Genomic DNA, 11075 nt, shown 5'->3' on the forward strand with positions numbered 1-11075 from the left:
GACGAGCTCAGAAGAGCTTGCGCATGATCTTCAGTGCCGTCGCGGAGTACGGCGGGTAGACGAACTGCGGATCCGGGGCGAAGGGCTTCGACAGCACCGACTTGCGGTGGCTGAGCGCCTCGAAGCCCCACTTGCCGTGGTAGGCACCCGTGCCGCTCTCGCCCACGCCACCGAAGGGCAGCTGCGGCACGAGGCAGTGCATCGCGACGTGGTTGACCACAACTCCGCCGGAGCTGATCTCGTCGAGCAGGCTCTTGCGCACGGCGCGCGACTTCGTGAAGTAGTACGCCGCCAACGGCTTCGGACGCGCATTGACGAACGCGATCGCGTCATCGACCGAGTCGACCGTGAGCACGGGAAGAATCGGGCCGAAGATCTCGTCGGTCATCAGCGGCTCGTCAGGGTCGGGGTCGACGACGACCGCGGGGGTGATCGTGAGCCGATCCCGGTCGACGACCCCGCCGGTGGCGACCTCGCCGCTGGTCGCGTCCAGGTAGGAGGCGAGCCGGTCGAACTGACGCTCGTTGACGATGCGGAGACCGTTCGTGCCCTCCTCCTGGCGGAACGCCCTGATCGTGTCGACGACCTTCGAGACGAACGCATCGCGGACGGAGCGCTCGACCAGCACGTAGTCCGGGGCGATGCAGGTCTGACCGGAGTTCATGAGCTTGACCCAGGCGATGCGACGGGCTGCGATGTCGAGGTCGGCATCGGCGGTGATGACGACCGGACTCTTGCCGCCGAGCTCGAGCGTGACCGGCGTCAGGGTCGGCGCGGCACCCTCGAGGATCTTGCGCCCGATCTCGGTGCCGCCCGTGAAGAGCACGTGGTCGAAGCCCTGAGCGAGCAGCTGCTGCGTCACGGCCCCGTCGCCCTCGACGACCGTCACGGCCTCGGGGTCGAGGTACTCCGGGATGAGGCGGGCGAGCAGTGCCGAGGTCGCCGGCGTGATCTCCGACGGCTTGATCACGGCTGCGTTGCCCGCCGCGACCGCTGCCACGAGGGGGCCGAGCGTCAGGTAGACCGGGTAGTTCCAGGGCCCGATGATCAGCACGGTTCCGAGCGGCTCGTACTTGATCCACGCGGTCGCCGGGAGCTGGTTGAGCGGCAACGGTTGCGGTCGCGGACGCATCCACCAGCGCAGACGCTTGCGGGCGTACTCCGCCTCACCCTTCGTGGACGCGATGTCGGCCAGCCACGCCTCGACGGCCGAGCGGCCGAGGTCGGCCGACAGCGCGGCGGCGATCTCGGCCTCGCGCTCCTCGACGAGCCGGGTGATGCCCTCGAGCTGACGCAGGCGCCAGGCGACGGGACGTGTTCGCCCGGACGCGAACGCCGCTCGGGCGATCGCGACCTGAGCGAGCGGGTCGGCCGGTGCGGGAAGGTCGGCCGCGACGATCGTGGGGGCGCTCATCAGAACTCCGGGACGGGGACGCTGCCGGAGAGGACCGCACCGCTCGTGCCGCCGTCGACGTTGATGCACTCGCCGTTGATCCAGCGCGCCTCCTCGGAGGCCAGGAACAGCACGACGTCGGCGACGTCCTCGGGGGTGGCGTGGCGACCGAGGAGCTCCTCGAGCCCGTCGATCGTGTCCTCGCCCATCGTGTCGCGGAAGTCCTGCAGGATCGGCGTCTGCACCGGACCGGGCAGCACGCCGTTGATCCGGAAGCCCATGTCACCGAAGGCCAGGCCCATCGAGTGGATGTAGACCGTCGAGACCTCCTTCGACCAGTTGTAGGTGTTGCCGGTCTGGGGGTGGTCGCGGAACCACTGGGCCCCCTCCTCGAAGGTGTCGGTCGCGAGGACCTCGCGGATCGCCTCGAGCCGTTCGGGCCAGCCGAAGCCGGCCGTGGAGGACACGACCACGACGCTGCCGCCGGGGTTGAGGCGCTCGAAGAACGCCTCGGCGATGTGGCGCACGGCGAGCGAGTTCACGGCGAAGACCGTCTCGGGCGGCGCGGTGCCCGGCACGCCGGCGATGTTGAGCAGGCCGTCGAACGTGCCCTCGACCTGGTCGAGGGCGGCGTCGATGCTCTCCCGCGAGGCGAGGTCGACCTTGACGTGCTGGGTCACCGCCGCGGTGGGCTCGTTGCGGTCGAGGCTGACGACCTCGGCCCCCGCGGCGAGGAGCTTCTCGGCCACGGAGTGACCGATGCCGGACGCGGATCCGGTCACGAGGTAACGCTTGCCAGTGGGTGAGGACATGGGACTGTTCCTTCAGGTCAGAGGGAGTAGGGCATCGACTTCACGGCGCGCACGAAGTTGCCCGTGAGGTAGGACGGCTCGCCGAGCTGCAGCGTGGGAGCACGGTGCAGCAGCTGGTCGAAGAGCTCGCGGAGCTGCATCTTGGCGACGAAGTTGCCCATGCAGTAGTGCGGTCCGCCGCCGCCGAACCCGACGTGCGGGTTGGGGTTGCGGGTGATGTCGAAGAGCTCAGGGCGGTCGAACGCCCGCTCGTCACGGTTGCCGGAGGAGTAGACCATCGCGACCCACTCGCCGGCCTTGATGTCGTGACCGCCCAGGACGGTGTCCTGCGTCGCGGTGCGGCGGAAGGTCATGACCGGGCTGACCCAGCGCACGAACTCCTCGATCGCCGTGACGATCCGTCCGTCGTAGTCGTCGAGCAGGAGCTGCTTCTGGTCGGGGAACTGCTGGAGCGCCCGCATCGTCAGACTGATCGAGTTGCGGGTCGTGTCGTTGCCGGCCACGGAGAGCAGGACGAAGAACGACCCGATCTCCTCGTCGGTGAGCTTGGCACCGTCGACCTCGACCTCGACGAGATTGGTCCAGAGGTCGGCCTTGGGGTGCGCGCGCCGCTCGGCCGCCAGGTCCATGCCGAGCATCAGCAGGCTGACGAGCGAGTCGGTGAGGACCTCCCCGGGCTCGCGCCCGGCGGCGACCTCCTCGTCGGCCCACGACACCATGCCGTCGGCGTGGTGCGCAGCCTCCTCGCGCCTCGCGTCGTCCTCGAGGCCGACCATCTCGTAGATCGTCCACATCGGCAGCTTCTTGGAGACCTGGGCGACGAAGTCCCCCTCCTTCTGCGCCAGGAGCCCGTCGACGATCCGCGCCGACTGGTCCTTGATCTGGGCGTGGATCTTCGCCACCTGCTTGGGCGTGAACGCCGCGCTCACGAGCTTGCGCATCCGGCCGTGCTGCGGGGCGTCCATGCCGAGGAACGAGCCAGCCGCGGTCAGGATGTCCTCGGGGACCTCCTCGAACTGGAAGCCCTCGCCCGAGCAGAAGATCTCCGGGTGCTTGCTGATCTCGGTGATGAGCTCGTGGCTCGTCGCGACCCAGACCCCGTCGTTCTCCGGCGGCATGAGACCGCCCTCGAGCGGCGGGTGCCAGCTGAGCGGCCGCTCGGCGCGCAGGATCTTGAAGGACTCCTCGCGCTCCTCGGCCGTCTTGGCCCAGAACGAGACCGGCGAGACGCTGACCGGGTCGTACGCCCGCAATGGCGCATCGGTGACGGTCATCTCAGACGCCCTGCGGCTCGTAGCGGCGGGTCAGCTCGCGCTTGACGAGCTTGCCCGTGGGCGTACGGGGCAGCGAGTCCACGAAGTCGACGCTGCGCGGCGCCTTGAAGGTCGCGATGTTGGCGCGGACGTAGTCGATGATCTCGCGCTCGACGTCCGGGCCGGCCTCGACGCCCTCCTTGAGCTGCACGACGGCCTTGACCGACTGGCCCATCTCGGCGTCGGGCACGCCGATCACCGCGACGTCGAAGATCTTCTCGTGCATCGTCAGGAGGTTCTCGACCTCCTGCGGGTAGATGTTCACGCCGCCCGAGATGATGACGAACGACTTGCGGTCCGTGAGGAACAGGTAGCCGTCCTCGTCGAGGTACCCGAGGTCGCCGACCGTGGTCCAGGTCCCGTGCTGCGGATGGATCGCGGCGGCCGTCTTCTCCGGGTCGTTGTGGTACTCGAACGGCAGCTCGTCGCGCTCGAAGTACACCGACCCGATCTCACCGGCCGGCAGCTCGTTGCCCTCGTCGTCGCAGATGTGGGCGATGCCGATCATGGCCTTCCCGACCGTGCCCGGCTTCTGCTGCCACTCGGGCGAGGACGTGAGCGTGATGCCGTGCTGCTCGGTGGAGCCGTAGTACTCGAAGACGATCGGACCCCACCACTCGATCATGGCGCGCTTGACGTCCGGCGGGCACGGAGCGGCCGCGTGGACGGCCAGCCGCAGCGACGAGACGTCGTAGGACGTCCGCACGGCCTCGGGCAGCTGCAGCATCCGCACGAACATCGTCGGCACGAACTGCGCGATCGTCACGCGGTGGTCCTGGATCGCCTGCAGGGCCGACTCGGCGTCGAACTTCTCCAGCATCACGACGGTGCCGCCGAGTGCCTGCACGGCACCGGCCCACTTCAGCGGCGCGGCGTGGTAGATCGGCGCCGGCTGGAGGTACACGTCCTGAGGGCCGACCTTGAACGCCTGGCTGAGCAGACCCGTGATCGGGTCACCGGGCTGATCGACCTGGATCGGCAGCATTCGCGACTTCACGCCCTTCGGGCGCCCGGTGGTGCCGGAGGAGTACATCATGTCGGCGCCACGGGGGCGGTCCCCGAGCGGAGCTCCCGCGCTCGCGAGGACCTCCTCGAAGCTCTCGAACCCGTCGACGGCACCGCCGAAGGCGATCAGCGACTCCGGCTTGACCTCGGCAGCCACTGCCACGCTGAGGTCGGCGAGAGCGGCCGACGCGAAGAGCACCTTGGCCCCGCTGTCGCCGACGATGTAGGCGACCTCGCTCGACGTCAGGTTGCGGTTGACGGGCGTGATGTAGAGCCCGGAGCGCAGGGCCGCCCAGAGGATCGAGAAGACCTCCGGGGCGTTGTCGGCCAGCACGGCGACGACGTCGCCCTTGCGCAGGCCCCGAGCGTGCAGGGCCGAAGCGAGGCGCGAGGACTCGTCCTCGAGCTGGCCGTAGGTCACGGTGCGGCCGGAGCCGGCCATGACGACGGCCGGGCGGTGGGGGTCGGTCTGGGCGTGGACGGCGGGATACATGCAGATCTCCTTCGAGGGGGCGGGGTCGACGTCAGACGAGGAGGTCGTCGCGGCCGTCGGCCTTGAGCGTCTCGATGTAGCGCGGGTAGAGCTTCTTGCCCAGCGGCGCGAGCTTGAGGAGGGAGGCGACGTTGCCCTGCACCTTGATCTTGCTCTTGGCCATCGCCAGGGGGAGGTTGACCTTGCCCTGCCAGTAGGCGTTGCCGGTGTCGGCCGTCATGGCCATCTCGGCGGTGGAGTCGCTCGAGCCGTCGCCCTCGAAGACCTCTCCGGTGGTGGTGTCGATGATGACGATCGCCTCCGGGTCGGTGTAGACGGTCTTCAGGACGATGCCGGTCGACTTCAGCTTGGGGCCGATCTCCGGGTCGGCGAAGGCCGTCTCGAACACTCCACCCAGGTACGTCCGCACTTCTGCTGCGTCCTTGAAAGCCATGTCGGATGGTCCTCTCGTTTTTACTATCAGTTCAAAAAGAATGAGCCGGCGAGACGACGTGCTCGTCCCCGCCACGGGGTCGGAGTGACGCCGGTCACGTCACCATAAACGCTCTTATGCTCATCGGGCAAGCCCTGCCTGGGCGAAGGAGCCGGGGGGCGGGGTGATGCCGTTGTCTCGAAGCCAGCCACCGGGCTCGCGCTGGCCGCGACGCGGGCGGCCGTCGGACGGCTCGAGCTGGACCGGGATCGGGGGCAGCGGCGGCATGTCGATGCCGGACTCCGCGGCGAGCTCGTCGGCGTCCTTCTCCTCAGACATGCCGATCGGGCCGACGCGCTGGGCGTTGAGGAACTGCGCCACGACCGGCTCGGTCGAGCTCAGCAGCATCTCGCGCGGACCGAACATCGCCAGGTGCTTGTGGTAGAGCAGGCCGATGTTGTCCGGCACCGTGCGGGCGGTGTTGATGTCGTGGGTCACGATCAGGAACGTCGCGTCGATCTGCGCGTTCAGGTCGATGAAGAGCTGGTTGATGTAGGCCGTGCGGACCGGGTCGAGGCCGGAGTCGGGCTCGTCGATCAGCAGGATCTCCGGGTCGAGCACCAGCGCGCGGGCCAGGCCGGCGCGCTTGCGCATGCCGCCCGAGATCTCACCGGGGAGCTTGTTCTCCGCGCCGGTCAGACCGACGAGCTCCATCTTGTCCATGACGACCTGTCGGATCTCGGACTCGGACTTCTTGGTGTGCTCGCGCAGCGGGAACGCCACGTTGTCGTAGAGGTCCATCGAGCCGAACATCGCGCCGTCCTGGAACAGCACCCCGAAGAGCTTGCGAATCTCATAGAGATCCTTCTCGGAGCAGTTCGCGATGTCGGTGCCCTCGATCCACACGTGACCCTTGTCGGGCTTGAGCAGACCGATCACGGTCTTCAGGAACACCGACTTGCCGGTACCTGACGGCCCCAGCATCACCGAGATCTCTCCCGCCGGAAGCGTCAACGACACGTCGTTCCAGATCACCTGCGACCCGAACTTCTTCGTCAGACCCTCGACCTTGACTTCAACACCCACGACGATCTCCTCACGTCCGGACAGTCGGTCCCGACTGTGCCGCGCGTCACGCTAGCGAGAAGACCGCTATTCTTTCAATGCGAGATTAAATTCGGGGAGCGAGGTCGCGGCGAGATGGCAGCACTAGGCTCGGTCCGTCCCTCCACGGCTCCCGCACCGAAAGCGACCCTCGATGGCCATCGGCAACCGCCTCAGCACCCGGTTCTTCGACCAGGGGCTCGAGCTGCTCGCGCAGGAGGGCTATGCCGGCTTCAAGCTGATCCCGCTGTGCGACGCCCTCGAGGTCAGCACCGGGGCGTTCTACCATTCGTTCACGAGCTGGAAGGACTACACGACCCAGCTGCTGGAGTACTGGAAGCTCGAACGGACGACGCGTCTGGTCGAGATCGCCGAGGCGAACCCGCAGGCCAGCGACCGGCTCGACACCCTGCTCACGATGACGATCGACCTGCCGCACCGCGCCGAGGCCGCGATCCGGGTCTGGAGCCAGACCGATGCGGACGTCGCGGAGGTCCAGCGCTCCGTGGACCAGGGCCGCTACGCGGTCATCTACCCGGCGTTCCTCGAGCTCGTCGGCGACCCGCAGCTGGCCGAGCACTACGCGCGCACCGGCATGTACCTGCTCATCGGCTTCGAGCAGGCCGACTCGCTGCAGAGCAAGGAGACGCTGCGGTGGTCGTTGCAACAGGTCAAGGACGCCGCCACGGCGACCTGAAGGGGGCCCTCAGGACACTGGGAGTCGCACGATGAACGCCGTTCCCGACCCCTTCGAGCGGGTCGACGCCGCCAGGTCCGCCTTGGCCGACGACGCCCGATCCGACGCGGTCGAACGCCAGCACGGGCGCGGCAAGCTGACCGCGCGAGAGCGCATCGACCTGCTCACCGGAGGCGACACCTTCGTCGAGCTCGGCGGTCTCGCCGGGTCGGCGACCTCCCAGGACGGGCGTCGCCTGGAGGCTCCGGCCGACGGGGTCGTCACCGGCATCGCCCACGTCGACGGTCGCCCCGTCGTGGTGGCGTCGTTCGACTTCACGGTGCTCGGCGGCAGCAACGGAGCCGTCGGCATGGCGAAGGTCGAGCACTGCGCCCGACGTGCTCTGCACGACCGGATCCCGCTCGTGCTGCTGTGCGACGGCGGCGGTCACCGGATGCAGGAAGGTCTCGACTCACGCCACGCCTCCCCCGGCTCTCCGCTGTTCCGGCACCTGGTCGACCTGTCGGGGTTCGTGCCCACCGTCACCGTCATGATGGGCCCCGGCTTCGGGGTCTCGACCAACCTCGCCGCCATCTCCGACCTCGTCGTGATGGTCAAGGGCATCTCGACACTGGGCATGTCGTCCGCTCCCTTCGTCCTCGCCGCCACCGGCGAGACGATGACGAACGAGCAGATCGGCGGGGCCGAGGTCCAGGCCGCTCGCGGAGTCGCCCACCTCGCGGTCGACGACGAGCACGAGGCGCTCCACGCGGTCCGCGCCTACCTCTCGTACCTGCCGTCCAACGCCCTCGACGAACCACTGCGCAGCACCGGGCCGTGGGAGCCGGGTGACGTCGACCTCGACTCCGCCGTTCCCGTCAGCACTCGCCAGGCCTACGACGTCCGGGACGTCATCGAGGGTCTGTGCGACGACGAGTCGGTCCTCGAGCTGCAACCCACGCACGCGCCGAACATCGTGACGGCCCTGGTCCGGATCGAGGGCCGACCGCTCGTCGTCGTGGCGAACCAGCCGCGCCACCTCGCCGGAGCGCTCGACAGCTCGGCGTGCGAGAAGGCCGCCCACCTGATCGCCGTGGCCGACGCCTTCGGCCTCCCGGTCCTGATGCTGATCGACGTGCCCGGCTTCCTGATCGGGTCGGCGGCCGAGGACAGCCAGCTGGCGCGCCGCAGCGGGCGGCTGATCCATGAGCTCGCCGGCATCAGCGTGCCGCGGTTCTCGATCGTCAGCCGCAAGGGCTACGGCGCCGCGTACATCGCGATGGGCGGCGGCCGCAGCGCCGACGCCGACCTGTCCCTCGCCTGGCCCACCGCGGAGATCTGCGCGATGCCCATCGAGGGTGCCGTCGACATCGGCTACCGCCGCGAGATCGAGGCGGCCGACGACCCTGCGGCGCACCGCACCGAGCTGATCGACCGCTTCCGCGCCAACATCGACCCCCTGCTCGCTGCGGAGTCGTTCGGCATCGACGCCGTCGTCCGTCCGAGCGAGACCCGCGCGCTGCTGGCCGAGGCCCTTGGCAGGGTCCGGCGCCGCGAACCCCGAGTGCCGGGCAAACGCCGCAGCATCTCCCCCATCTGACCGTTGCTGACCGATCGGAGCCGACTCATGGCCTTCCAGCTCAACTGCCCGTGTGGCACCCAGATCCTGTCGCGCGACGACGACCTCCTCGTCGACGTCCGGGCGCACCTCGCCGACGCACACCCGGGCCGCGACTACTCCGACAACGAGATCCGCATGCTCGCGGCACCCGTGCCCGACCGCCTTCTGGGCGCCTGAGCTCGTGGAGGTCGAGCGGTGATCGTGCAGGGACCGCAGGTGGAGCTGGCCGACGTGGCCGCCGCCGGCGGCTGGGTGATCAAGCCTGAAGGCGCGTGCCGCGCCGACGTCTGCATGCCATTGGCCCCGGACCTGGACGGACCCGGACTCGCGCGGCGGCTGGGCGCGCAGCTGGTCACCGATGACCAGACCGGCGCGGTGGCGATCGGCCCCGAGAGCGGCGGTACCGTCCTGACCACGACGGAGCTCCCCAGCGTCCGCCTGCAGGACTGGCGAGGAGGCGACGTCGACCTGCGCGACTTCCTCGGCCAGCGGCTGGTCATCACCTCCTGGGCGCCGTGGTGCGGATGCCGGGCCGACCTACCGGTCTGGGCCGAGCTCCGCGAGGAGCTGCAGAGCGACGGGATCGAGATCATCACCGTGGCGCTCGACTCCGGCGGCGCGGCGGAGCCGTTCCTCGCCGAGATCGACCCGCAGCACCCCTCACTGATCGACACCCGCCACCAGCTGGTCGCCGCCCTCGGATTCGACAACGTGCCCATGGCGGTCTGGGTCGACGAGGCGGGCAGGATCGTCCGACCGGCCGAGCCCGCGTGGCCGGGACGCGCGGTCTGGTACGAGGAGGAGTCCAGGAATGTCGCCGTCGAATCGAGGGTCGGCCACGAGGACCCCTACGTCGACGAGATGATCGACCAGGCATCCTCGATCGTGACCGATGCGGAGCGGTACGTGGCCTCCCTGCGGGACTGGGCCGCTCGCGGAGCGGACAGCCCGTACGTCCTCGCCGAGCACGAGGTCACCGACAGGTCAGGTCGACGCACGGCCCAGCAGTCCGAGGCGGCGGCCAGGTTCGAGATGGCCACCCACCTGCAGTCGCTCGGGCGACGCGACGACGCGCGCGAGCACCTGCGCCTGGCACACGCCCTCGACCCCGGCAACTGGTCCTACAAGCGACAGTCCTGGTGGCACGAGGACCCGCTGCAGCGACCGAGCGAGCACTTCGAGTCCAACTTCGTCGAGGAGCTCCGCAAGGTCGGAGCCGAGAACTACTACAAGCCGTCGGCCGGGGTTCGCGGGGGCACCGACTGACGGCGGAGGGGGGTGGTGCGCCGAGCTCGGCGCACCACCCCCCTCCGTCTCAGCGGTCCGAGCGCAGGTGCCGCAGGTAGTCGCGTGGCCAGCCCCAGTCGAGGTAGCCGACTCCTGCCTGCCCGGCGATGGTGGCGTGGACCGCGGTGTCCACGAGCTTGTAGTCGCCGTCGCCCACCGGGTACTCGTGCCGACCGAAGCGAGTCGTGGTCACCGAGGTCCGGCGGCCCGCAGCGTCGTCGATCTCGAGGTCGACCACGTCCTGGACCCAGCGATCGTCGTAGGTCTCGGCGACATCGACGTGCGTGATGGCGGCGAGCTCGCCGTCACGGAAGACGTAGCCGAGGTGCCAGCTGCGTCCCTCCCCCTCGATGTAGAAGAGGTTCACGGCGCTCTCGCCGGCCTGGATCGCGGCCCACTTGTAGTGCTGCATCGTGAGCCAGTCGCGCCTGCCCCAGGAGTGGTCGCGATGACCGAGGGCGTCGAACTCGATCGTGCGGTCGTCGATGCGGATCGTGCCGGTGACCCGACCGGACTGCTCGTAGCGGTCCGTCGCGGCGAACTTCGGCAGCGCCTCACTGCGGTCCGCGCGACCGGTCGAGTAGAGGAAGGCGGGATGCATGGCCTCGAAGTGGTAGTCGACACTGAGTCGAGCGCCCGCGAGCTGCAGCCGCGCCGTGCTGGGGTCCCCGTCGGTGAGGTGGAACGTGCCGACCTTCCAGTCGGTGAAGTCGGCGTCCGCGGCCATGACCTCGGCTTGGGACTCCTCGAAGACCGCCTTGTCACCGGCGGCGGGTCCGAAGAAGGCGGAGGCGGCCTCGGCTCGACCATCGGCGTAGACCCAGGCGTACATCGAGAGCACGCCTTCCTCGGGCAGGTGGACGTGGTAGACGAGAGACTCCCGCGCGTGCGGGGTGCCGGAGATGTCGTGACGCAGGAAGTCGTGCGGTGAAGGTTCGTGCATGGTGTGGCCCCTCGAT

At 69.1% G+C, this 11075-nt stretch carries 11 protein-coding genes; 4 read left to right on the forward strand and 7 right to left on the reverse strand.

The window, feature by feature from the left end; translation table 11 throughout:
* Positions 1-7 precede the first annotated feature (7 nt).
* The 6 genes from ABD127_RS16710 to ABD127_RS16735 all read right to left on the reverse strand — a co-directional run bounded on the left by ABD127_RS16710 (position 8) and on the right by ABD127_RS16735 (position 6514).
* Positions 8-1414: an aldehyde dehydrogenase family protein gene (locus tag ABD127_RS16710; RefSeq protein WP_344203586.1), complete on the reverse strand. Its 1407-nt coding sequence runs from the start codon at positions 1412-1414 to the stop codon at positions 8-10.
* Positions 1414-2205: a coniferyl-alcohol dehydrogenase gene (locus tag ABD127_RS16715; protein ID WP_344203587.1), complete on the reverse strand. Its 792-nt coding sequence runs from the start codon at positions 2203-2205 to the stop codon at positions 1414-1416. The genes ABD127_RS16710 and ABD127_RS16715 overlap by 1 nt, the downstream gene beginning before the upstream one ends.
* Before the next feature lie 17 nt (positions 2206-2222).
* A complete protein-coding gene (locus tag ABD127_RS16720; RefSeq protein WP_344203590.1) occupies positions 2223-3479 on the reverse strand; it encodes a cytochrome P450 in 1257 nt (418 codons plus the stop codon).
* 1 nt (position 3480) lies between these two features.
* On the reverse strand, positions 3481-5016 hold the full coding sequence (locus ABD127_RS16725; protein ID WP_344203592.1) for an acyl-CoA synthetase: 1536 nt from the start codon (positions 5014-5016) through the stop codon (positions 3481-3483).
* Positions 5017-5047: 31 nt separating this feature from the next.
* Positions 5048-5449 (reverse strand): SCP2 sterol-binding domain-containing protein, encoded by a 402-nt coding sequence (locus ABD127_RS16730; protein WP_344203594.1) that lies wholly within the window; start codon positions 5447-5449, stop codon positions 5048-5050.
* A gap of 120 nt (positions 5450-5569) precedes the next feature.
* On the reverse strand, positions 5570-6514 hold the full coding sequence (locus ABD127_RS16735) for an ABC transporter ATP-binding protein (protein ID WP_344203595.1): 945 nt from the start codon (positions 6512-6514) through the stop codon (positions 5570-5572).
* Positions 6515-6686: 172 nt separating this feature from the next.
* Here ABD127_RS16735 and ABD127_RS16740 point away from each other — a divergent pair, with 172 nt between their 5' ends.
* From ABD127_RS16740 to ABD127_RS16755, 4 genes are read left to right on the forward strand one after another with little or no spacing between them, the layout of a single operon-like run.
* A complete protein-coding gene (locus tag ABD127_RS16740; protein ID WP_344203597.1) occupies positions 6687-7229 on the forward strand; it encodes a TetR/AcrR family transcriptional regulator in 543 nt (180 codons plus the stop codon).
* Positions 7230-7260: 31 nt separating this feature from the next.
* Positions 7261-8808: an acyl-CoA carboxylase subunit beta gene (locus tag ABD127_RS16745; protein WP_344203600.1), complete on the forward strand. Its 1548-nt coding sequence runs from the start codon at positions 7261-7263 to the stop codon at positions 8806-8808.
* 27 nt (positions 8809-8835) lie between these two features.
* Positions 8836-9006: a hypothetical protein gene (locus ABD127_RS16750; RefSeq protein WP_344203602.1), complete on the forward strand. Its 171-nt coding sequence runs from the start codon at positions 8836-8838 to the stop codon at positions 9004-9006.
* Positions 9007-9024: 18 nt separating this feature from the next.
* Positions 9025-10095 (forward strand): ResA-like WAxxUGC motif-containing protein, encoded by a 1071-nt coding sequence (locus ABD127_RS16755; RefSeq protein WP_344203604.1) that lies wholly within the window; start codon positions 9025-9027, stop codon positions 10093-10095.
* Between the two features lie 49 nt (positions 10096-10144).
* Here ABD127_RS16755 and ABD127_RS16760 read toward each other — a convergent pair whose 3' ends face one another.
* A complete protein-coding gene (locus tag ABD127_RS16760; protein WP_344203607.1) occupies positions 10145-11059 on the reverse strand; it encodes a DUF7064 domain-containing protein in 915 nt (304 codons plus the stop codon).
* Positions 11060-11075 lie beyond the last annotated feature (16 nt).

This window comes from Aeromicrobium alkaliterrae, from assembly GCF_039529015.1.
GTDB lineage: Bacteria > Actinomycetota > Actinomycetes > Propionibacteriales > Nocardioidaceae > Aeromicrobium > Aeromicrobium alkaliterrae.

Excerpts from the sequence above, each read along its gene's own strand:
- ABD127_RS16710 (WP_344203586.1), bottom strand. The coding sequence starts at position 1,414 with ATGAGCGCCCCCACGATCGTCGCGGCCGACCTTCCCGCACCGGCCGAC.
- ABD127_RS16715 (WP_344203587.1), bottom strand. The coding sequence starts at position 2,205 with ATGTCCTCACCCACTGGCAAGCGTTACCTCGTGACCGGATCCGCGTCC.
- ABD127_RS16720 (WP_344203590.1), bottom strand. The coding sequence starts at position 3,479 with ATGACCGTCACCGATGCGCCATTGCGGGCGTACGACCCGGTCAGCGTC.
- ABD127_RS16725 (WP_344203592.1), bottom strand. The coding sequence starts at position 5,016 with ATGTATCCCGCCGTCCACGCCCAGACCGACCCCCACCGCCCGGCCGTC.
- ABD127_RS16730 (WP_344203594.1), bottom strand. The coding sequence starts at position 5,449 with ATGGCTTTCAAGGACGCAGCAGAAGTGCGGACGTACCTGGGTGGAGTG.
- ABD127_RS16740 (WP_344203597.1), top strand. The coding sequence starts at position 6,687 with ATGGCCATCGGCAACCGCCTCAGCACCCGGTTCTTCGACCAGGGGCTC.
- ABD127_RS16745 (WP_344203600.1), top strand. The coding sequence starts at position 7,261 with ATGAACGCCGTTCCCGACCCCTTCGAGCGGGTCGACGCCGCCAGGTCC.
- ABD127_RS16750 (WP_344203602.1), top strand. The coding sequence starts at position 8,836 with ATGGCCTTCCAGCTCAACTGCCCGTGTGGCACCCAGATCCTGTCGCGC.
- ABD127_RS16760 (WP_344203607.1), bottom strand. The coding sequence starts at position 11,059 with ATGCACGAACCTTCACCGCACGACTTCCTGCGTCACGACATCTCCGGC.